Source organism: Cupriavidus sp. R6-3, from assembly GCF_059772245.1.
In genome coordinates this window covers 19873-41436 of sequence record NZ_JCBAJO010000023.1, presented here as the reverse complement: position 1 = coordinate 41436, position 21564 = coordinate 19873, and the positions used below count along the sequence as shown (strand labels likewise).

The window sequence follows — 21564 nt, the reverse complement described above, 5'->3', positions numbered from 1 at the left end:
GGGATCGGCGAGATTCAATGCACGCCGCCGCAACCGACCTACCCGTCGCAATCGCGGCGGATGGGCGAGACCGGCAAGACCGTGGTGCGCCTGACCACCGACGATACCGGCAAGGTCGTCAAGACCGCCGTAGTGAGCTCCAGCGGCTCGTCGCGCCTGGACCAGGCCGCGATCGACGCGGTCCAGCGGATGCGCTGCAAGCCTTATGTCGAGAATGGTCGTGCGATCGCGGTCACCGCGCAGCAGCCGATCGCTTTCGAGCTGAACTGATTTGAACTGAACCCTCCATACGATTTACGACTTACCAGGAACCATCATGCAGGACCTCGGACTCAGCCATCTGTGGGCGCAAGGCGATTTCGTCATGCGTGCGACCGCCATCATTCTGCTCGTCATGTCGCTGGCGTCATGGATCGTGATTCTCACCAAGGCGTGGGATCTGGTCCGCCTGAAGAAAATGGCGCAGGGCGCGGAAAAGCGCTTCTGGCATTCGGACGATTTCGACCATGCGCTCGAAACGCTCGGCAGCAGCGAATCGAATCCGTTCCGCACGCTGGCGCTGACCGGCAAGGAAGCGGCCCAGCACCATCGCGCCAGCCAGCCGCAGCTGCATGACGTGATGGATATTTCCGACTGGCTGACCCGCTCGCTCAAGAGCGCGATCGACGATGCCGTTTCGCGCATGCAGTCGGGCCTGGCCATCCTCGCCTCGGTGGGCTCGACCGCGCCGTTCGTCGGCCTGTTCGGCACCGTCTGGGGCATCTACCACGCGCTGATCGGCATCGGCGCCTCGGGCGTGCCGACCATCGACAAGGTCGCCGGCCCGGTCGGCGAAGCGCTGATCATGACGGCCTTCGGCCTGGCCGTGGCGATTCCCGCGGTGCTCGGCTACAACGCGCTGACGCGCGGCAACAAGGCGGTGATCTCCAAGCTGAACCGCTTCGCGCACGATCTGCACGCCTACTTCGTCACCGGCGCCCGCGTGCGCCCGACCGGCACCCGCGCCGCCGACGACAACGCGGTGCGCCTCGCGGTCAAGAACTGAACTGACGCGGACCGCCCTCCGCTCGAAAGGAAGTCATCATGGCATTCGGTACTCTCGACGATGACGATGACGCAGTCATGAGCGAGATCAACATGACGCCGCTGGTCGACGTCATGCTCGTGCTGCTGATCATCTTCATCATCACCATCCCGGTGATCAATCACGCGGTCAAGATCGACCTGCCGCGTGCGACCAATCAGCCCAACGATCCCAAGCCGCAGAACATCAACCTGTCGATCGACGCGGCCGGCAAGGTGTTCTGGAACCAGCAGGAGATCGACGACACGACGCTGCAGAACAATATCGCGCAGGCGGCCCAGCAACAGCCGCAGCCCGAGCTGCATCTGCGCGCCGACCGCGACGTGCGCTACGAGCGCGTGGCCGAGGTGATGGCCGCCGCGCAGCACGGCGGTCTCGGCAAGATCGGCTTCATCACGGAGCCGAAGCAGTAAGACCCCCAGCGGCGCGCAGTGCCGCGCCGCTTTCCCCAAGCCCCACCCTGCGGTGGGGCTTTTTCTTTTGTGTTTCGAATGAAACCAAATGCGTTTTTTGGCAGCGCTGCCTTCGGCCGCCCGATATCATGCACAGAGTCGTTGTAATGATAACGATTCTCATTTAATATGAACGGAACGACGGCAGCCACCTTTTCCATTCCCGGCGCCGTGACACCGACCATCCCCGAACAGGAGCCCCATCGATGAGCACCCTAGCCTTGCCGCTGACGCAACCGCGCGAAGTCACCCGCCGCCGCCTGTCGCTGCGCCGCGTGGTGGTGAACGAGAATCCGGCGCCGAACGCGCGCCGCGAGACTGCGGCGCCGTCGGCGATGGCGACGGTCAAGTCGGCGGTGGCCCGTCTCGAAGCACTGGTGCGCGACAATCGCAGCACCAATGCGGCTGCCCATGCGGCCCCCGCACAGACCGCCGAGGCGGTGCCGCTGGAAGCGCTGATGCGGGGCGCGACCACGCTGCCGATCCTGCATAACGGCGAGGTCTACACGCTGCGCAAGACGCGCTACGGAAAACTGATTCTGACGAAGTAAGCCGCCCGCCGTGGCATGCCGCATCGCGCGGCATCCCGGCATCGGGCAACCCGCTCCAGGACGGAGCGGACGCGGCCGCCGCAACCGCCGGCGGCCGATGAAGAACGATCAGGCCGAAGCCGCCGGATCAGACACCCAGCGCGGCAATGCCTGCACGGCCGATCTGCGCATCCTCGCTCGACTTGACGCCCGACACGCCCACCGCGCCGACCACCTGGTCGCCGGCGATAATGGGCACGCCGCCTTCCAGCATGCCCTGCAGCACCGGCGCCGTCATGAACGAATTGCGGCCGTTGTTGATCATGTCTTCGTAGATCTTCGATTCGCGGCGGCCCAGCGCCGAGGTGCGGGCCTTTTCGGTCGCGATATAGGCGGAGATCGGCGCAGCGCCGTCGAGCCGCTGCAGGGCCAGCAGATGGCCGCCGTCATCGACGATGGCGATGGAGACGGCCCAGTGATGGGCCTTGGCCTCGGCTTCGGCTGCGGCCATCACCTTCTTCACGTCTTCCGCAGTCAGCACGGACTTTTGCTGCATACCACTCTCCTGAATCGATAAACAATAAGCCGGCAGTATAGCGCCGGCACCACTTCGGTGACCACGACGCGGGCACCTTTGTCGGGCAAAACAGCCATGCCAAAAAAGCAAAGGGCCCCGCGGGGCCCTTGTGATCCGGATCGTCAATTCTGCGATCTAGTCGCGATGATGGCGATGTCCGTGACCGCCATGCCAGTGGCCGTGCCGGCCGCCGTGATAGTGCCGGCCAGGATGGCCGTAGTAGCGCGGCGGGCCATAGTAGTGCGACGGCGGCGGGCCGTAATAGCGCGGCGGCGGACCGTAGTAGCCGTAACCCGGCCGCACCACCACCGGGGGCGGACCGTAATAGACCGGCGCGGGCGCCACTACCACGGGCGGCGGCGCGACATAGGCCGGCGGGGGATAGTAGGCGGGACCGCCGACCACGACGCCCGGCACGCCGATCACCACGCCGACGTCGACACGGGCCATCGCGGCGCCTGAGGCCATCGCAGCCAGCACGCCAAGCCCTGCGAGCAACCAACGTTTCATGATCTTGCTCCTCGCAAGGTTGATCTTGATACCCGTATTCTAGGCCCGGGCTAGATCACAGGTGCAACGGCGGGTTCTACATTGTTACCGCCAGTAACATCCTTGCCAGGAAGGGTACGAGAGCGATCATGCGGCGCTTGCGTCCCGGGCGGCGACCGCCCACAATACCGGGCTTGCCGTGCGGCCGTGGAGAAATTGGTAGACTCAGCAGACTTAAAATCTGCCGCCTTTCCGGGCTTACGGGTTCGAGTCCCGTCGGCCGCACCAACCACGCCGCAAGCCCCCGCCGTACTTCTACGGTACTACCCGCGCCGCGTTGGCACCTTACCCACATTCCGGTAACACCCTGGCCTGAATCCGGTAGTACCTTGCCTCGCACCCCGGCGGCACCTGACGTCGCAGGCGGGTAGCACCTTGCCGCGCGACGGGGCGGCGCCACGCCGATGCGGGGCCATTGCAGCCCCGCCCGCCACCCCCTCTATCCCTCATCGCTCCTGCCGACGGACTCGATCGCTCGTCACAGAAGCACCGCGCACAGCAGCGCGCCGGCACCGACCAGGAAGACGAACAGCAGCGCGGCCAGGAGCATCGGCCTGCGGCCGGCGCGCAGCAGGTCGCCGATCCGCGTATGCAGGCCGATCGCCAGCATCGCGCAGGCCAGCAGCCAGTTGTCGAAGGCAACCAGACCCGGCTTCCATTCGCTCGGCACCAGGCCGAAGGAGTTGATCGCCAGCACGGCGACGAAGCCGAGCGCGAACCAGGGGATCGCCGCCCGGATCCGGGCCCAGTCGATGCCGCGGCGGCCGGCCGTTGCACCCTGCGCCCGGTCCTCGGCACGCGGCCACAGCGCCAGGACCAGCAGCAGCGGGCCGAGCGCCAGCACACGAACCATCTTGGCCAGCACGGCGGCATCGCCCGCCGTCTCGCCGACCGCCTTCCCGGCGACGATCACCTGCGCGACCTCGTGCAGCGTGGCGCCCGTATAGATGCCGAAGGCGCGCTCGCCGACCTGCCAGTGCCAGACGTTGGTCACCAGTTCATACAGATAGGGATACAGCAGCATGCCGACGGTGCCGAACAGCACCACTGTGGCCACCGCGACCGCGGTCTGCCGGTCGTCGGTGCGCGCGATCGAGGCGACCGCGATCGCGGCCGCCGCGCCGCACACCGCGCTGCCCGCGCTGACCACCACCGCCTCGCGGCGGGTCAGGCCAAGCCACCGGGTGCCGACCCAGACTCCGGCGCACAGCGTCGCCGCCAACATCAGCAACGGCGCCACCACACCGCCGACACCGAGCGCCTCGATCGAGCCGAAGGTCAGCCGCAGGCCGTACAGCGCCACGCCCAGCCGCAGCAACGTCTGCCGGGCCAGCTGCATGCCCGGCGCCAGCGGCGCCAGCCAGTGGCGCGGCAAGGTATTGCAGGCGACCATGCCGGCGCACATGGCGAGCATCAGCGGGCTGACGCCCAATTGCGACAGCGCCGGCAGCCCGGACAGGACCAGCGCGAGCCACGCAATCGCGCCAAGCGGCGCAAGCGTCAGCAGTCGATAACGCCAGGAAATGGCGCGGGCTGGGGCGGTAGCGGGGGCGGCGGCAGGAATCGAGGTGGTCGGCATGGCGCAGGGACGACATGGGCGTGGAGAATGACGCCAGCGTAACAACCGACCTCTCATCTGTAAAACAGGTAATATCGTTACTTCTTACCTGGTTTATAGATATGCAACATAGCCCCTTGCGGCTGACGCTGCGTCAGCTCGCCGTTTTCGTCGCCGTGGTCCAGCACGGCAGCACGACCGCCGCCGCCGATGCGGTGGCGATGTCGCAGTCCGCCGTCAGCGCCGCGCTGGCCGACCTGGAACGTGCACTGGACCGGCGCCTGTTCGACCGCATCGCCAAACGGCTGACCATCAACGAAACCGGACGGCAGTTCTTCCCGCGCGCGCTGTCGCTGCTGGATCAGGCGCACGAGCTGGAACGCTTCGCCGCCGACGCCGGCGTGCAGTTGCGCATCGCCGCCAGCAACACCATCGGCAGCTATCTGCTGCCCGCCCTGCTGACCGGCTTCCGTCAGGCGCAGCAACAGCCCTGCGCGCTGGACCTGCGCATCGGCAATACCCATGACGTGCTGCAGGAGCTGTTGCGGCTGGAAGCCGATATCGGCCTGATCGAGGGCACCTGCCACGAACGCGAGCTGACCAGCGTGCACTGGTGCGACGACGAGATGGTGGTGGTCGTGGGGGCCGGGCATCCGCTGGCGCAGGCCGATGGCGATCTGGGCGCGCTGCGCGAGGCGGACTGGCTGGTGCGGGAGCGCGGCTCGGGGACGCGCGAGATCGTCGAGCAACGGCTTGCCCCGCTGCTCGGGCCGCTGCGCTTTGCGCTGGAGCTCGGCAACGCCGAAGCGATCAAGCGCGCGGTGATGAGCGGCTTTGGTGTCAGCTGCCTGTCACTGCATGTGGTGCGCGACGAGCTGGAGCGCGGCACGCTGGTGGCGCTGCGCCGCGGCCTGCCGCGGCTGGTGCGGCCCTGGCACCTGGTGGTCCATCGGGACAAGTATCCGACCCAGGGCCTGCTGGCCTTTACCGAATACCTGCGCCGGACGGCGCCACAACTGGAACTGGAAGAAGTGGAAAAGCGGGAAGGATGAGGGAGCCGATCGGCGAACTAGGAGGCGAGCCGCTCGGCGATCCACGCGGCGAACCGATCGGCGTGCCAAGCGGCAGGCCATTCGGGGGGCCAATCGGGGGCCTATCAGGAGGCCCGGACGCGGCCCCCGCCGGATCGTCAGGCCGCCTGCGCCTCGCCCGCCTCGCTCTGGCGCGCCACATAGCGGTCCAGCCAGCGGAACAGCAGCGGGTTGAGCACGATCGACAGCAAGGCGCCCGCCAGGATCAGGCTTTGCGCGCGTTCCGGCAGGATCTGCAGGAACACGCCGAGGCTGGCCAGAATGAAGGAGAACTCGCCGATCTGCGCCAGGCTGGCGGCGATCGTCATGCCGGTCCGGTTCGAATAACCGAACATCCGCACGATGCCGAGGGCCGCCACCGACTTGCCGACCACGATGATCGATACGGTCGCCAGCACGCCCCACGGGTCGCGCACCAGCACCATCGGGTCGAACAGCATGCCGACCGAGACGAAGAACAGCACCGCGAAGGCGTCGCGCAGCGGCAGCGATTCCTCGGCCGCGCGATGGCTGAATTCGGACTCGGCCAGCACCATGCCGGCAAAGAACGCGCCCAGCGCGAACGACACGCCGAACAGCGAATAGGCGCCGAAGGCGACGCCGAGCGCGGTCGCCAGCACGCCCAGGCGGAACAGTTCGCGGCTGCCGGTCCAGACGATGCGCTCGAGCATCCACGGAATGAAGCGGCGGCCGATCACCAGCATCACGGCGACAAAGGCCGCGACCTTGCCGAGCGTCAGCGACACCGTCAGCAGGATGTCCGTGACGCTGGCCGCCGGCGCCTCCCCGCTGGCACCGGCCGGCACCAGCAGGCCGGACAGCGCCGGCAGCAGCACCAGCGCGAGCACCATCGCCAGATCCTCGACCACCAGCCAGCCGACCGCGATGCGGCCCTGCTCGCTGTCGACCAGATCGCGATCCTGCAAGGCCTTCAGCAGCACCACGGTACTGGCGACCGACAGGGCCAGCCCGTACACCAGGCCCTGGCCCCAGCTCCAGCCGAAGCCCCAGGCGACGCCCATGCCAAGCAGTGTCGCGATGCCGATCTGCGCCACCGCGCCGGGGATCGCGATCTTGCGCACCGCCATCAGGTCGCGGATCGAGAAATGCAGGCCCACGCCGAACATCAGCAGGATCACCCCCAGCTCGGCCAGCTCCGGCGCCAGCGCCTGGTCGGCGGTATAGCCCGGCGTATGCGGTCCGACCACCACGCCCGCGCACAGGTAGCCGATCAAGGGCGGCAACCGTAAACGCCCCGCCAACGCACCGAGGACAAAGGCCAGGACAATGCCGCCGACGATGGTGCTGATGAGCGGAGTAGCGTGATGCATGCGTGGTGGTTTCCTTCTGATGGCCGGCGTGGCGCCGGGAAGTCGAACGGCGATCCGGTCCCGATCGACGCGGACACGCCGCCATCGACGGGGCCTGGTGCCGGCGCCGCCCGGGCGGACAGTCTGCGGAAATGAAACCGAATGGGAGTCGTCGCCACCGGCAGCGGTGCCTGGGCGCGAGGCGTGGGCACGTTGCCAGCATGGTCCAGCAACGGCGACGACTGGTGCGATAGACGTAATGTATCACGCGAGCCACGCGGTAAAGCCGCGATAAGACCGCAAAAACGCCGCGCAGAGACAGAGAAAAGTCAGCGAGAGTCCGCTGTGAATGCCGCGAGGGCACGGGATCGGCGGCGAAAACCGCGGATCGGGCGCCGCGGATCGGGCGCAACAGAGGGGGAAGATCGATGGAGGCGGGGGTCGGAATCGAACCGGCGTACACGGCTTTGCAGGCCGCTGCATAACCACTCTGCCACCCCGCCGGGTGACCTGGATGCTGGATTGTAGCCGCTGTGGCTTCCGGGCGCCGGAGGCCGATGCGGCAGCATCGCAAACTAAAAAGGGAAGCGCTGCTTCCCTTTCGGACTGGAGCGGGAGACGAGTCTCGAACTCGCGACCTCAACCTTGGCAAGGTTGCGCTCTACCAACTGAGCTACTCCCGCATGACACCTGCTGCGGCAAACCCGGAAATCGCTACCGGATCGACCAGAAAATTCTGGAGCGGGAGACGAGTCTCGAACTCGCGACCTCAACCTTGGCAAGGTTGCGCTCTACCAACTGAGCTACTCCCGCAGTGTCCTGCGTACTGCACTTGCAACAACACGGTGCTAAATCACTGCATATAGACCGCTTCTTGCTGCATCTCGCTTCGTTCGTTTTGTTTCGTCAGAAGCGAGAACGAAATTATGCAAACATCCGACAATGAAGTCAAGCATATTTTTGCACTGATCCTCACTTTTGCGCGGCGGCCCGGGCGGCGGCCGCGCTGCGCTCCCGGATCTGCGGCCAGGCGAGCTTCATGTAATAGAACATCGACCAAAGGGTGAGCACGGCGGCGACGTAGATCAGCCAGCCGCCGAGCATGCCGGCGTCGATGCCGAACAGCGGCGCATCGAACAGCAGCAGCGGGATCGCGATCATCTGGAACGTGGTCTTGAGCTTGCCCAGGAAATTGACGGCGACGCTCTTGGAGGCACCGATCTGCGCCATCCACTCCCGCAGCGCCGAAATGGTGATCTCGCGCCCGATGATCACCAGGGCGATCAGATCGCTGACGCGGTCCAGCGCGAGCAGCGACAGCAGCGCAGCGGCGACCATCAGCTTGTCGGCAACCGGGTCGAGGAAGGCGCCGAACGACGAGGTCTGGTTCCAGCGCCGCGCCAGGAATCCGTCGAGCCAGTCCGTGGCCGCCGCCACGATGAAGAACACGGCCGCCGTCAGGTTCTTGGCGGGCATCGACAGCCAGGCATCGGGCAGATAGAAGACGCCGACCACGAGCGGGATCATGGCCACGCGCAGCCAGGTCAGCAGGATCGGAATATTCAGCGGCATAGGCGGATCGGCAGGGTCGAAGACGGGACAATCACGCGATTGTCGCCGATTCCGACATCAATTGAGCATTTCTCGAAGCGGGGACGACCGATCACGTTCCGCGCCGGCGGTGGCCGGTATCGGCGGCCGAACCCATGTCGGACCTGCAACCGGGGGGACCACGACCGGAGTGCGGCCACCGGCGTCCCACAACCGGATGCCGCAACCGATGCCGCAACCGGTCACCGCAACCGGTCACCGCAACCGGACGCCGCGTCAGTGCAACTGCCGATAGATTTCCTCGGCCAGCGCGCGCGAAATGCCGTCGACGCTGGCGAGCTCGTCGACGCTCGCCGCCATCACGCCGCGGATGCCGCCGAAACGGGTCAGCAGCTTCTGCCGCCGGCGCGCGCCGATTCCTTCGATCTCCTCCAGCCGCGAGGTGGTCCGCGTCTTCGCACGGCGCGCGCGCATGCCGGTGATGGCGAAGCGGTGCGCCTCGTCGCGGATCTGCGCCACCAGCATCAGCGCCGCGCTGCCCTGCCCCAGTTCCAGCGCGGGCCGGCCGTCGGCGAACACCAGCGTCTCGAGGCCGACCTTGCGGCCTTCGCCCTTGGCCACGCCGACCAGCAGCCCGATATCGAGACCGAGCTCCTCGAACACCTGGCGCGCGACCTCGACCTGCCCCTTGCCACCGTCGATCAGCACGATATGCGGCATCGCGGCGCTGTCCTCCTGGCTGCGCTCGACCAGCTTCTGATAGCGGCGCGTCAGCACCTGGCGCATCGCCGCATAGTCGTCGCCGGGCGTGATGCCGTCGATGTTGTAGCGGCGGTATTCGCTGTTCTGCATCGCATGGTGATGGAACACCACGCACGAGGCCTGCGTCGCCTCGCCGGCGGTATGGCTGATGTCGAAGCATTCGACCCGCAGCGCGCCCAGATCGTCGAGCTCGATGCCGATGGTCTCCGCCAGCGCCCGCGTGCGGGCCTCCTGGCTGCCCTGCTCCGCCAGGCGCCGTGCCAGCGCCAGCGCCGCGCCCTGCTGCGCCATCTCCAGCCAAGCGCGCCGCTGGCCCTGCGGCTGGCGCACCAGCGTGATGCGGCGGCCAGCCTGCATCGTCAGCGCCTCCATCAGCGCGCCGTCGGCCGGCGCGTGACTGACCACCAGGATCGGCGGCACCGGCTGATCGAGATAGTGCTGCGCCATGAAGGCGGCCAGCACGTTGGCGGCGACGCGCTCGGCCGTCGCGGCGCCGGACTCCGCAGGCGCGGCCGCCTCGGCAGGTTCGGCAGGTTCGACCGAATTGGCCGGTTCGACCGAATTGGCTGGATCGGACAGCGCGCCGCCCTCGGCGGTGGCAACGACGTCCTCGGCCTCCTCGTCGACGATCATCGCGGCCTCCTCGACATGCGCGGGGAAGTAGGCCTTGTCGCCCAGATGGCGGCCGCCGCGAACCATCGCCAGGTTGACGCAGGCGCGTCCGCCCTGCACCGCGACGGCCAGGATATCGATATCGCTGCTCTGCCCCACTTCCTCGACGGCCTGGCGCTTGAGCACCGTCGACAGCGCGCCGATCTGGTCGCGCACGGCGGCGGCCTGCTCGAACTCGAGCCGCTCGGCGTGCTGCTCCATCTTCTGCTGCAGGCCTTCGAGCGCCTCCTTCTGTCGGCCCTGCAGGAAGCGCGCGGCGTTGCCCACGTCGCGCGCGTAATCCTCCTCGCTGATCGCGCCGACGCAGGGCGCCGTGCAGCGGTGGATCTGGTGCAGCAGGCACGGCCGGGTGCGGTTGTTGAAGACGGTGTCCTCGCAGGTCCGCAGCTGGAACACCTTCTGCAGGATCTGCATGCTTTCGCGCACCGCATGCGCGCTCGGGAACGGGCCGAAATACTGGTGGCGCCGATCGGTCGCGCCGCGGTAGTACGCCATGCGCGGATAGCGATGCGCCGACAGCTTCAGCAGGGGGTACGACTTGTCGTCGCGGAACAGGATGTTGTAGCGCGGCGTCAGCGCCTTGATCAGGTTGTTCTCGAGCAGCAGCGCCTCGGCCTCGCTGCGGACCACCGTGGTCTCGATGCGGGCGATGCGCGACACCATCATCGCGATGCGCGGCGACAGCTGGGTCTTGTTGAAATAGCTCGAGACGCGCTTCTTCAGGTCGCGCGCCTTGCCGACATAGAGCACGCCGCCGGCCGCGTCGTAATAGCGGTAGACGCCGGGCAGGCCCGGCAGCGCGGCGATCACGGGGCGAGGGTCGAAGTGGCTTTCCTGCTCCGATTCCTGTTCGAGCTCCGGCCGCTGCTCCGGCCCCTGCTCCGGCTTCCGCTGCGGCTCCTGCCGCGGTGCACCGGCCTTCGCGGGTGCGACCGAAGCGTCGGCCGACGAAGCCCTGGCGGCGGGCGACGTCGACCCGGGCGTGTCGGGCCCTGGCTCGGGCGCGTGGAGGTGCGGCTCGGCCTCGGCAGGCGTGTCGATGCGCGGCTCGACCTCGGCGGGCGTGCCAGTGGGTTGCGGATCCGGACGTGACATCGGGGAAGGCGGCAGGGACATGCGAGGGGCCGCCGCAAACGTGACGCGCTGCACGCGCAAAGGCTTGCGGGGCTCTAAAATCGCAAGTTTAGAGCAATTCCGCCCGCCTCCTGCCAAACCGGCGGCCCCGTCTTCGCCTCACCGGGCCTGGCCCGCGCCGGAAACGGCCGACTTCCCTATGACCATCCGCTCCTGGGACATCTTCTGCACCGTGATCGACAACTTCGGCGACATCGGTGTCTGCTGGCGGCTGGCCCGCCAACTCGCGCAGGAGCATGGCCACGCCGTGCGGTTGTGGGTCGACGATCTGGCCAGCTTTGCGCGCCTGGCGCCGGCCATCGACCCCGCTGCCGACCGCCAGCGCCTGGCCGGCGTCGAGGTCCGCCGCTGGGTCGCGGGCAGCGACGAGGGGCTGGGCGGGCCGGCGGGCGAGTCCGGTGGCCAAACGGCCGGAGAGACCGTCCGCGAGTCGGCAGGCAAGTCGGCTGGCGAGTTGGCAGGCAAGTCGGCAGGCAAGTCAGCGGGCGAGTCGATGGGCGACATCGCGCCGCACGACGCGGTGATCGAGGCCTTCGCCTGCGAGCTGCCGCCGGCCTTCGTCGCCCGGATGGCGCAGGCGCCGCGCAAGCCGGTGTGGGTCAATCTCGAATACCTGAGCGCCGAGCCCTGGGTGCGCGAGCATCACGGCATGGCGTCGCCGCATCCGCGCCTGCCGCTGGTCAAGTACTTCTTCTTCCCCGGCTTCGAGCCGGGCACCGGCGGCGTGCTGCGCGAATCGCTGCTCGCCATGCAGCGGCGCAGCTTTACGGACTCGCCGGCGGCACAGGCGCGGCTGTGGCATCGGCTCGGCGTCACGCCGATCGACGGCGCGCGCCGGGTCAGCCTGTTCGCTTATCCAAACCCGGCGCTGCCGGCGCTGCTGGCCCACTGGCGCGACGGCGACGAGCCGGTGCAGTGCCTGATGCCGTCAGGCCCGGCGGCGCAGCAGGCGTTCGCCTGGGCGGGCACGGACGCCACCGCGGCAGCGTCGCCCGGGGCGGCCTGCACCTTGGGCCTGCTGCATCTGCAGCAGGTGCCTTTCCTGCCCCAGGAGCAGTTCGACGAATTGCTGTGGGCCTGCGATGTCAACTTCGTTCGCGGCGAGGACTCGTTCGTGCGCGCCCAATGGGCCGCGCGCCCCTTCGTCTGGCACATCTATCCGCAGGCCGACGACGCCCATCGCGTCAAGCTGGACGCCTTCCTGGCGCTGTATCGGCAGCAGATCGGCGAGCCGGCGCACGCCGAGGCGATGACGCGCTTCTGGCATGTGTGGAACGGCGCCGCGGCGCCCGAGGACATGGCGGCCGCGTGGGACGGCCTGCGCGACGCGCTGCCCGGCCTGGCGCGCACGGCACAGCGCTGGCAGCACAGCCTGGCCGCGCTGGGCGATCTCGCAGCGAACCTCGTAGCGTTTTGCGAAAGTCGGGTAAAATAGCGGGTTAATTTGATGGCGACCGGGCTGGAAATCCTGGGTTGCCCGCACGGCGCCTGACGGCGTCCGAGCCTGCGGGCCCCGCGCGGAACTGAGCACGGATCGCGAACGCGCCGCCCCGGCGCGCCCTCGCCACGCCGAACTCCCAGACATTTTTAATTCAGGAAGATTAGTTCAGATGAAAACCGCACAGGAACTCCGCGTCGGTAACGTGTTCATGATCGGTGCCGATCCGATGGTCGTGCAGAAGGCCGAGTACAACAAGTCGGGCCGCAACGCCGCGGTCGTCAAGATGAAGTACAAGAACCTGCTGACCGACGCACCGGGCGAGGCCGTGTTCAAGGCCGACGACAAGTTCGAAGTGGTCGTGCTGGATCGCAAGGAATGCACCTACTCGTACTTCGCCGACCCGATGTACGTGTTCATGGACGCCGACTACAACCAGTACGAAGTCGAAAGCGACAACATGGGCGATGCCCTGCACTACCTCGAAGACGGCATGAACGTCGAAGTGGTGTTCTACAACGACAAGGCCATCTCGGTCGAAATGCCGACCACGCTGGTGCGCGAGATCGTCTACACCGAGCCCGCCGTCAAGGGCGATACCTCGTCGGGCAAGGTGCTGAAGAACGCCAAGATCAATACCGGCTTCGAACTGCAGGTGCCGCTGTTCTGCAATATCGGCGACAAGATCGAAATCGACACCCGTACCGGCGAATACCGCAGCCGCGCCAACTAAGGCGAGGCAGACGGACCCTCGCGGTCCGTGCCGAGACGAAAAAAGGGCAGCCCGACCGGCTGCCCTTTTTCATTGCGTCGCGATGATTGCCGCGAGCGCTGCGGCCTCAGCCGATCAGCGCCTCGTCGCGCAGCTGCCGCAGCGCGCTGCGATAGCCCGCGTCCTGCTCGAGCTTGTTCCAGTCCATCGCCTTGCCGCGCGCGAACAGCCGGCGCACGCGCCGTTGCGAGGCCTTGTCGATCGACACGTCGAGCTCGGCCAGCAACTGGTCGGCGCGCTCGGGATGATTGCAGATCAGCACCATGTCGCAACCGGCATCCAGCGCGGCACGCGCGCCCTGCGTGACGGTGCCGGCGACGCTGGCGCCTTCCATGCTGAGGTCGTCGCTGAAAATCACGCCCTCGAAGCCGAGCTGGCCGCGCAGGATGTCCTGCAGCCAATAGCGCGAGAAGCCGGCGGGATTGGGATCGACCTTGGGGTAGATCACGTGGGCCGGCATCACCGAGGCCAGCGTCATGCCCATCCACTGATAGGGCCGCACGTCCTGTTCCAGGATTTCGTCCAGCGTGCGCTCGTCGACCGGCACCGCGACATGCGAATCCGCCTCGACGTGGCCGTGCCCCGGGAAATGCTTGCCACAGTTGGCCATGCCGGCCAGCAGCAGGCCATGGGTCAGATGGTTGGCCAGCATCGCCACCACGCGCGGATCCGCGTGGAAGGCGCGATCGCCGATCACGCCGCTGCGCCCGTAATCGAGATCGAGCACCGGCGTGAAGGACAGGTCGATATCGCAGGCGCGCAGCTCGGCCGCCAGCACATAGCCGCACGCCACCGCCGCCCGGGTCGCGGCCAGCACGTCGCGATCCCACAGCTCGCCCAGCTTTGCCATCGCCGGCAGATGGGTGAAGCCGTCCGTCTTGCAGCGCTGCACCCGCCCGCCTTCATGGTCGATGCAGATCAGCACGTCGTCGCGCAGCGCGCGAATCTCGCGCGTCAGCGACACCAGTTGCGCGCGCGACTCGAAGTTGCGCGCGAACAGGATCACGCCGCCGGTCAGCGGATGCGAGATGCGGCGCGCATCGTCGGCGTCCAGCTGCTTGCCCTTGACATCCAGCACGACCGGGCCCGGTCGCTTGCCTGCGTTCTTCTTGGTCATCGGTGAAAGAGAGGGAGTTATCTGGGTAGGGACACGCCCGAGGTGTCGGCCGGCCCCGTCCGTTCCGCGATCGCGAAGGCGACCGCATAGTCGTGTTCGTCGCTGACGCTGACGCGCACCGTCAGGCCGCGTTCGTCCAGCCATTGCGCCAGCTCGCCGTGGCAGTGCGCATAGGGCTCGCCGGACGGCAGGTTCAGCAGCTCCATCGCGCGCCAGGTCATCGGCCAATGCATGCCCAGGCCGATCGCCTTGGAGAAGGCCTCCTTGGCGGCGAAACGCGTCGCCAGGAAGGCCAGGCCGCGCTTTTCGACGCGCGCGCGGCGCCGATGATAGACGGCAAGCTCCTGCGGGCCCAACACCTTCTCGGCGAAGCGGCCGCCGGTGCGGGCCATCACGCCGCGCACGCGCTCGATCTGGATGATGTCGGTGCCGACGCCGTAGATCACGCCGGAGCCTTCGGCGCGGGATAGCGCGTGCCGAGCCGGGCGGCGACCATGATCGCCTTCATCTCGCGCACCGCGTTCTGCCAGCCGGCGAACACCGCGTGGGCGACGATGGCGTGGCCGATATTGAGTTCGGCGATGCCCGGCAGCGCGGCGATCGGCTGCACATTGGTGTAGTGCAGGCCGTGGCCGGCGTTGACCACCAGGCCATGCTTCAGGCCGGTCTCGACGCCGTCGGCGATGCGGCGGAATTCCAGCGCCTGCGCGTCGGGCGTCTCGGCATCGGCATAGCGGCCGGTATGCAGCTCGATCACGGGCGCGCCGCTGGCGGCGGCGGCCTCGATCTGCTCGGCCTGCGCATCGATGAACAGCGACACGCGGATGCCCGCATCGGCCAGCTGGCGGCACGCCGCCTTGACCTGCTCGAATCGCCCCGCCACGTCGAGCCCGCCTTCGGTGGTCACTTCCTCGCGGCGCTCGGGCACCAGGCAGACGTCCTGCGGACGGATCTCGCAGGCGATGTCCAGCATCTCCGGGGTCAGCGCGCATTCGAGGTTCATCCGCGTGGCCAGCTGCGGCCGCAGCGCGCGCACGTCGGCATCGCGGATATGGCGGCGGTCCTCGCGCAGATGCAGCGTGATCAGGTCCGCGCCGGCCTCCTCGGCCTGCAGCGCGGCCTGGATCGGATCCGGATAGACGGTGCCGCGCGCGTTGCGCAGCGTCGCAACGTGATCGATGTTGACGCCGAGCGCAATGACGCCGGGATGAGCGTGGAAAATCATAGGGAGATCACAGGGCTTGCAGGTCGATCAGGATCTGGCGCGTCTTCAGTGGCACGCCTTGCAGATGATAATGCAGAAGAAAGCGCATCAGCGCGCGGCCCTGCGTGACGGTCTGCGGCCGGCTGTAGTCGTCGCGGGACATGTCGAGCAGCGTCTGCCCCGATACCACCGGCCACGACGATGGATCGCTGGCATGCGCGCGCCGCACGCCGCGCTCCGGCTGGTAGACGTAGTCGAGCCCCGGCTGCACCGCCTCGCCGGTCGAGGTACAGCGGTCGAAGGCCACCGCGAAGCCGGTCTCCTGCAGCAGCACGCGCTCGAACCCGCGCAGCACCAGTCCGGCCGGCTCGCCCTGCCCCAGCCGCGTCAGCGTCGCCATGTAATGGCGGAACAGCGCTTCGTGGGCGTCCTCGCGCGGGCAGAAGCGCAGCAGCAATTCGTTCAGATAGAAGCCGGACAGCAGGGCCTCGCCGGCCAGCGGCGGCATGCCGCCGATCCACTCCGCCTTGGTCAGTGTCTTGACCTCGCCGCGCCCGCTCCACGACAGCGAGATCGGCAGGAAATGCTGCAGCACCGCGCGCAGCGCAGAATGCGGGCGCTTGGCGCCCTTGGCGACCAGCGCCATGCGGCCATGGTCGCGCGTGAAGACATCGACGATCAGGCTGGTTTCGCGATACGGCCAGGCATGCAGCACGAAGCCCGGCTGATTGACCACGCGCAGCTCGGTGCGCGCCGGTACGATCCGCATCGCGCGATCCATCATCGCGCGCGCGCCGGCCAGCTCGGCGCCGACGCTGTCGAGCACTTCGGCGGCTTCCTCTGCCACCGGGTCCGCGCGGCGCGCGGAGGCGGTCCCGCGCCGCGCAGGCGCCGGGACCGCCGGGCGGTCACTCATATCCGTAGGCACGCAATCCGGCTTCGTTGTCGGCCCAGCCGCTCTTGACCTTGATCCACAGCTCCAGGTAGACCTTGCCGTCGAACAGCTTTTCCATGTCCAGGCGCGCCTCGGTGGAGATCTGCTTGAGCTTGGCGCCCTTGCTGCCGATCACCATCGCCTTGTGCGCATCGCGCTCGACCAGGATGGTGGCGAACACGCGCCGCAGCCGGCCTTCGGTCTCGAACTTGTCGATCACGACGGTGCTGGTGTACGGCAGCTCGTCGCCGGTCCAGCGGAACACCTTCTCGCGGATGATCTCCGAGGCGAGGAAGCGCTCGCTGCGGTCGGTCAGCGCGTCGGTGTCGTACATCGGCTCGCCTTCCGGCAGATAGGGCCGGATGATGCCGAGCAGGCGTTCGATATGGTCGCGCGTCTTGGCCGACATCGGCACCACCTCGCGGAACGGAAACTGGTGTCCCATCTTCTCGAGGAAGGGGAACATGATCTCCGAACGCCGGTCGCCGGGCAGACGGTCGATCTTGTTGACCACCAGCAGCACCGGCGTATTGCGCGGCAGCAGCGTCAGCACCTTCTCGTCGTCGGGCCCGTACTGGCCGGCCTCGACCACGAACAGCACCAGGTCGACCGACGACAGCGTCGAGGTCACGGCGCGATTGAGCGAACGGTTCAGGGCACTGGCATGCCGGGTTTGGAAGCCCGGCGTATCGACGAACACGTACTGCGTATCGTCGGTGGTCTGGATGCCGACCAGCCGATGGCGCGTGGTCTGGGCCTTGCGGGAGGTGATGCTGATCTTCTGGCCGACCAGCGCATTGACCAGGGTCGACTTGCCGACGTTGGGCCGTCCGACGATGGCCACGGTGCCGCAGCGGAATGCCGCGGGCGGGTTTGCCGCCGCGGAGTCCGTGGACTCCGGCTGCGGGCGATTCGATTCGGTCATTCCTTCAACCTGAGAGACAACTGCGGATCCGGGGGAACGGGCTGCTTGCGGGTCTTGCCGGTGCGTTCGGCGCGGCTGCGCTTGAGCAGCTGGGGCACCAGCCGCTGCACCTCTTCCAGCGCCAGCTTGGCGGCGGCCTGTTCGGCGGCGCGGCGCGAGGCCCCGGTGCCGAATACCTGCACCTCCAGTTTAGGCACGATGCATTCGACTTCAAACTGCTGGTTATGGGCGGCGCCGTGGGTCGCGATCACGTTGTACTGGGGCAGCGCGATCTTGTGGCCCTGCAGGTATTCCTGCAGCAGCGTCTTGGCGTCCTTGCCGAGCGTGCGGGGATCGACCTGCTCGAGGATCGGGATATAGAGCTTGCGAATCAGGCTGCGGGCGGCCTCGAAACCGGCGTCGAGAAAGACCGCGCCGACGATGGCTTCGAGGGCGTCCGCGAGGATCGAGGGGCGGCGGAAACCGCCGCTTTTCAGCTCGCCCTCGCCCAGCCGCAGCGACTCGGACAGCTGCAGCATCTGCGCGATCTCGTACAGCGCCTGCTGCTTGACCAGATTGGCCCGCACCCGCGACAGGTCGCCCTCGTCGAGCTTGCCGAACATGCCGTACAGCATGTCCGCGACGGCGCAGTTCAGCACCGAGTCGCCGAGGAATTCCAGCCGCTCGTTGTGGTGCGCGCTATGGCTGCGGTGCGTCAGCGCCTGCTGCAGCAATTCGGGCTTGCTGAAACGGTAGCCGAGTCGTTGCTGCAAGGCGTCGAGGTTCATGTCAGTACTGCGTTCCCGAAGAGGTAATCGAATGGCGCGCTCCGGCCGGCGGCCGCCGTTTATTGGAACGACCCCACCCGGCCCAGGTTGCCGAGATTCATCCAGATCAGGAATGCCTTGCCGACGATATTCTCGTCCGGCACGAAGCCCCAATAGCGCGAATCCAGGCTGTTGTCCCGGTTATCCCCCATGACGAAATAGTGACCCGAGGGCACCTTGCAGGTCACGCCCTGCTGATTGTAAGTGCAGTTTTCGCGGAAGGGAAAATCCGGGTCGGCACCGGCCACGAAGGCCGGCCGGTCGGCGTCGTTCAGGATGCCATGGGGCGCGCCGCCCGGCAGGGTTTCCTTGTAATGCTTGGAATACGACAGCCGCTCCTCGTCCAGATAATCGGGCAGCGCGTCGTATTGCGCCGGCTTGCCGTTGACGGTCAGCCGCTTGTTTTCATAGGTCACCACATCGCCGGGCACGCCGATCACGCGCTTGATGTAATCGAGCGACGGATCCTTCGGATAGCGGAACACCATCACGTCGCCGCGCTGCGGCTCGCCCAGCGAGACGATCTTCTTGTTGATCACCGGCAGGCGCAGGCCGTATTCGTACTTGTTGACCAGGATGAAGTCGCCGATCAACAGCGTCGGGATCATCGAGCCGGACGGGATCTTGAACGGCTCGACCACGAACGAGCGCAGCACGAACACGGCCAGGATCACCGGGAAGAAGCTGGCCGAATATTCGAGCCACCAGGGCTGGCGCAGCTTTTCCTCGGCCAGCCGGCTGCGCGAGGATTCGAAGTCGGTGCCCGAGCCGTGCCCCGGCATCGCGGCGCGGCGCGCATCGAACTCGGCCAGCGCGGCCTGCGCCGAAACGCGGCGCTGCTTCTGAAACACCAGCTTGTCGGCTACCCAGGCAATACCGGTGATGACCACCAGCACAAAAAGGATCAGTGCAAAATTCATGACGGCTAGATCGTTGGCGAAATCTTATTGGTACGAACCGGAGGGCGTGTGGGCTGGACCGGCGCTGCGCCGATTCGCCACGCTTGCCGTCCGGCGCGTCATTTCTCTTCCACCTGCAGGATGGCCAGGAACGCTTCCTGCGGAATTTCCACCGTGCCGACCTGCTTCATGCGCTTCTTGCCGGCCTTCTGCTTTTCCAGCAGTTTCTTCTTGCGCGAGATATCGCCGCCATAGCATTTGGCCAGCACGTTCTTGCGCAGTGCCTTGACGTTTTCGCGCGCGATGATGTTCGAGCCGATCGCCGCCTGGATGGCGACGTCGTACATCTGGCGCGGAATGATCTCGCGCATCTTCGCGGCAACTTCGCGGCCCCGGTATTGCGAATTGGAACGGTGCACGATGATCGAGAGCGCATCGACCTTGTCGCCGTTGATCAGGATATCGACCTTGACCACATCGGAAACGCGGTACTCCTTGAACTCGTAGTCCATCGACGCATAGCCGCGCGATACCGATTTGAGCCGGTCGAAGAAATCGAGCACGATCTCGGCCATCGGAATCTCGTAGGTCAGCTGCACCTGCTTGCCGTGGTAGCTCATGTTGACCTGCGTGCCCCGCTTCTGCGTGCACAGCGTGATCACCGAGCCGACATAATCCTGCGGCATGTACAGGTTGACCGTGACGATCGGTTCCAGGATCGCGTCGATCTTGCTGGGGTCGGGCATCTTGGCCGGGTTCTCGACCTGCGCCATGGTGCCGTCGCGCATCTGCACCTGGTAGACCACCGTCGGCGCGGTGGTGATCAGGTCCATGTCGAACTCGCGCTCGAGCCGCTCCTGCACGATCTCCATATGCAGCAGGCCGAGGAAACCGCAGCGGAAGCCGAAGCCCAGCGCCTGCGAGACCTCGGGCTCGAACTGCAGCGAGGCATCGTTCAGGCGCAGCTTCTCCAGCGATTCGCGCAGCGCCTCGTACTGGTTGGCCTCGACCGGATAGAGGCCGGCGAACACCTGCGGCTTGACTTCCTTGAAGCCCGGCAGCGGCGCCTCGGCCTTGCGCGTCACCGTGGTAATCGTGTCGCCGACCTTGGCCGCCTTCAGTTCCTTGATGCCGGCGATCACGAAGCCCACCTGCCCGGCCGACAGCGCCTCGCGCGGAATCGACTTGGGCGAGAAGATGCCGACCTGCTCGACCAGATGCTGCGAGCCGTTGGCCATCAGCAGCACCTTGTCCTTGGGACGCAGCGTGCCGTTGACCACGCGCACCAGCATCACCACGCCGACGTAGTTGTCGAACCACGAATCGATGATCAGCGCCTGCAGCGGCGCGTCGGGGTCGCCCTTGGGCGGCGGCACCTTGGCGATCAGCGCCTCGATCACGTCCTCGACGCCCTGGCCGGTCTTGGCCGAGCACGGGGTCGCGTCGTGCGCGTCGATGCCGATCACGTCCTCGATTTCCTGGATCGCGTTGTCGGGATCGGCCTGCGGGAGGTCGATCTTGTTGAGCACCGGCACCACCTCGACGCCGAGCTCGATCGCGGTATAGCAGTTGGCCACGGTCTGGGCCTCGACGCCCTGCGAGGCGTCGACCACCAGCAGCGCGCCTTCGCAGGCGGACAGCGAGCGGCTGACTTCGTAGCTGAAGTCGACGTGTCCCGGCGTGTCGATCAGGTTCAGGTTGTAGAGCTTGCCGTCGCGCGCCTTGTAGCTCAGCGCAGCGGTCTGGGCCTTGATCGTGATGCCCCGCTCCTTTTCGATATCCATCGAATCCAGGACCTGGGCCTCCATTTCGCGGTCGGAAAGGCCTCCGCACAGCTGGATGATGCGATCGGCCAGGGTCGATTTCCCGTGGTCGATATGGGCAATGATCGAAAAGTTACGGATATGGTCCATCGGTTGGTCAGGGGAGCGCCGCGGCAGCGCATTGGCAACGGGCGATGGCGACGTACGCGCATCCGGCCGCGGCACAGCATGTCATGGGCGGAGGGACGGGCGGCCCGCCGGGCGCGCCTGGGCCCGGCCGCAGGTTGGTGGCGCGCTTGGGCCCGACCGTTTCACAGGGTCGGCGGCTTTCGCGCCAGACGGCGATTTTACCGGATTTTCAAGGGGGTCCCGGTGCTCAATCGCAGAGCGAAGCGGGAAAATGCCGTGGCAACGACGGCGGCATCGATATCGCGGT

At 66.9% G+C, this 21564-nt stretch carries 21 protein-coding genes and 4 tRNA genes; 8 read left to right on the top strand and 17 right to left on the bottom strand.

Annotation, left to right across the window (positions count from 1 at the left end):
• From AC6EI8_RS06895 to AC6EI8_RS06880, 4 genes are all read left to right on the top strand, one after another.
• Positions 1-270: energy transducer TonB (locus AC6EI8_RS06895; RefSeq protein ID WP_498381582.1), on the top strand; the 270-nt coding region annotated here is incomplete at its 5' end.
• Positions 271-316: 46 nt separating this feature from the next.
• A complete protein-coding gene (locus AC6EI8_RS06890; RefSeq protein ID WP_149317055.1) occupies positions 317-1045 on the top strand; it encodes a MotA/TolQ/ExbB proton channel family protein in 729 nt (242 codons plus the stop codon).
• 38 nt (positions 1046-1083) lie between these two features.
• The gene (locus AC6EI8_RS06885; RefSeq protein ID WP_149317054.1) at positions 1084-1497 is read left to right on the top strand and encodes an ExbD/TolR family protein; all 414 of its coding nucleotides are present in this window, start codon (positions 1084-1086) and stop codon (positions 1495-1497) included.
• A 245-nt stretch (positions 1498-1742) separates the two neighbouring features.
• Positions 1743-2087: a hemin uptake protein HemP gene (locus AC6EI8_RS06880; RefSeq protein ID WP_149317053.1), complete on the top strand. Its 345-nt coding sequence runs from the start codon at positions 1743-1745 to the stop codon at positions 2085-2087.
• A 127-nt stretch (positions 2088-2214) separates the two neighbouring features.
• Here the strand turns inward: AC6EI8_RS06880 and AC6EI8_RS06875 are convergent, their stop codons facing one another.
• A complete protein-coding gene (locus tag AC6EI8_RS06875) occupies positions 2215-2622 on the bottom strand; it encodes a heme-binding protein (RefSeq protein ID WP_149317052.1) in 408 nt (135 codons plus the stop codon).
• 156 nt (positions 2623-2778) lie between these two features.
• Positions 2779-3153: a hypothetical protein gene (locus AC6EI8_RS06870; RefSeq protein WP_149317051.1), complete on the bottom strand. Its 375-nt coding sequence runs from the start codon at positions 3151-3153 to the stop codon at positions 2779-2781.
• A gap of 180 nt (positions 3154-3333) precedes the next feature.
• On the opposite strand from AC6EI8_RS06870, the gene AC6EI8_RS06865 reads away from it, so the two are divergent.
• A tRNA-Leu gene (locus tag AC6EI8_RS06865) sits at positions 3334-3420 on the top strand.
• 250 nt (positions 3421-3670) lie between these two features.
• Here AC6EI8_RS06865 and AC6EI8_RS06860 read toward each other — a convergent pair.
• Positions 3671-4771 (bottom strand): YeiH family protein, encoded by a 1101-nt coding sequence (locus AC6EI8_RS06860; protein ID WP_498381581.1) that lies wholly within the window; start codon positions 4769-4771, stop codon positions 3671-3673.
• A gap of 101 nt (positions 4772-4872) precedes the next feature.
• Between AC6EI8_RS06860 and AC6EI8_RS06855 the strand changes: the two genes are divergently transcribed.
• Entirely contained in the window at positions 4873-5802 is a 930-nt protein-coding gene (locus AC6EI8_RS06855) for a LysR family transcriptional regulator (protein WP_498381580.1), read from the top strand.
• Positions 5803-5939: 137 nt separating this feature from the next.
• On the opposite strand, the gene AC6EI8_RS06850 is transcribed toward AC6EI8_RS06855, so the two are convergent.
• The 6 genes from AC6EI8_RS06850 to uvrC all read right to left on the bottom strand — a co-directional run bounded on the left by AC6EI8_RS06850 (position 5940) and on the right by uvrC (position 11231).
• The gene (locus AC6EI8_RS06850) at positions 5940-7172 is read right to left on the bottom strand and encodes a cation:proton antiporter domain-containing protein (RefSeq protein WP_149317048.1); all 1233 of its coding nucleotides are present in this window, start codon (positions 7170-7172) and stop codon (positions 5940-5942) included.
• 408 nt (positions 7173-7580) lie between these two features.
• Positions 7581-7654, bottom strand: a tRNA-Cys gene (locus tag AC6EI8_RS06845).
• Positions 7655-7758: 104 nt separating this feature from the next.
• A tRNA-Gly gene (locus AC6EI8_RS06840) sits at positions 7759-7834 on the bottom strand.
• 54 nt (positions 7835-7888) lie between these two features.
• Positions 7889-7964 (bottom strand) — tRNA-Gly (locus AC6EI8_RS06835).
• A gap of 159 nt (positions 7965-8123) precedes the next feature.
• Positions 8124-8723, bottom strand: coding sequence for a CDP-diacylglycerol--glycerol-3-phosphate 3-phosphatidyltransferase (gene pgsA, locus AC6EI8_RS06830; RefSeq protein WP_150082683.1), 600 nt, complete (start codon positions 8721-8723; stop codon positions 8124-8126).
• A 255-nt stretch (positions 8724-8978) separates the two neighbouring features.
• Positions 8979-11231 (bottom strand): excinuclease ABC subunit UvrC, encoded by a 2253-nt coding sequence (gene uvrC / locus AC6EI8_RS06825; protein ID WP_498381579.1) that lies wholly within the window; start codon positions 11229-11231, stop codon positions 8979-8981.
• A 178-nt stretch (positions 11232-11409) separates the two neighbouring features.
• Between uvrC and earP the strand changes: the two genes are divergently transcribed.
• The gene (gene earP, locus AC6EI8_RS06820; RefSeq protein ID WP_498381578.1) at positions 11410-12705 is read left to right on the top strand and encodes an elongation factor P maturation arginine rhamnosyltransferase EarP; all 1296 of its coding nucleotides are present in this window, start codon (positions 11410-11412) and stop codon (positions 12703-12705) included.
• A gap of 175 nt (positions 12706-12880) precedes the next feature.
• Complete coding sequence (efp, locus tag AC6EI8_RS06815; RefSeq protein ID WP_006578548.1) at positions 12881-13441, top strand: elongation factor P; 561 nt, start codon at positions 12881-12883, stop codon at positions 13439-13441.
• 106 nt (positions 13442-13547) lie between these two features.
• On the opposite strand, the gene nagZ is transcribed toward efp, so the two are convergent.
• The 8 genes from nagZ to lepA all read right to left on the bottom strand — a co-directional run bounded on the left by nagZ (position 13548) and on the right by lepA (position 21278).
• Positions 13548-14597 carry a beta-N-acetylhexosaminidase gene (gene nagZ / locus AC6EI8_RS06810; protein ID WP_149317045.1) on the bottom strand — a complete coding sequence of 350 codons (1050 nt, stop codon included), beginning with the start codon at positions 14595-14597 and terminating at the stop codon, positions 13548-13550.
• 17 nt (positions 14598-14614) lie between these two features.
• Positions 14615-15043, bottom strand: coding sequence for a holo-ACP synthase (gene acpS, locus AC6EI8_RS06805; protein WP_149317044.1), 429 nt, complete (start codon positions 15041-15043; stop codon positions 14615-14617).
• Complete coding sequence (gene pdxJ / locus AC6EI8_RS06800; protein ID WP_150082687.1) at positions 15040-15822, bottom strand: pyridoxine 5'-phosphate synthase; 783 nt, start codon at positions 15820-15822, stop codon at positions 15040-15042. Before pdxJ ends, acpS begins: the two co-directional genes overlap by 4 nt.
• A 7-nt stretch (positions 15823-15829) precedes the next feature.
• Positions 15830-16717: a DNA repair protein RecO gene (gene recO, locus AC6EI8_RS06795; protein ID WP_149317042.1), complete on the bottom strand. Its 888-nt coding sequence runs from the start codon at positions 16715-16717 to the stop codon at positions 15830-15832.
• Positions 16710-17660 carry a GTPase Era gene (era, locus tag AC6EI8_RS06790; RefSeq protein ID WP_150082689.1) on the bottom strand — a complete coding sequence of 317 codons (951 nt, stop codon included), beginning with the start codon at positions 17658-17660 and terminating at the stop codon, positions 16710-16712. Before era ends, recO begins: the two co-directional genes overlap by 8 nt.
• A complete protein-coding gene (gene rnc, locus AC6EI8_RS06785) occupies positions 17657-18427 on the bottom strand; it encodes a ribonuclease III (RefSeq protein ID WP_149317040.1) in 771 nt (256 codons plus the stop codon). The genes era and rnc overlap by 4 nt, the downstream gene beginning before the upstream one ends.
• A gap of 59 nt (positions 18428-18486) precedes the next feature.
• Entirely contained in the window at positions 18487-19386 is a 900-nt protein-coding gene (lepB, locus tag AC6EI8_RS06780) for a signal peptidase I (RefSeq protein WP_149317039.1), read from the bottom strand.
• A 98-nt stretch (positions 19387-19484) separates the two neighbouring features.
• A complete protein-coding gene (lepA, locus tag AC6EI8_RS06775; protein WP_150082691.1) occupies positions 19485-21278 on the bottom strand; it encodes a translation elongation factor 4 in 1794 nt (597 codons plus the stop codon).
• Positions 21279-21564 lie beyond the last annotated feature (286 nt).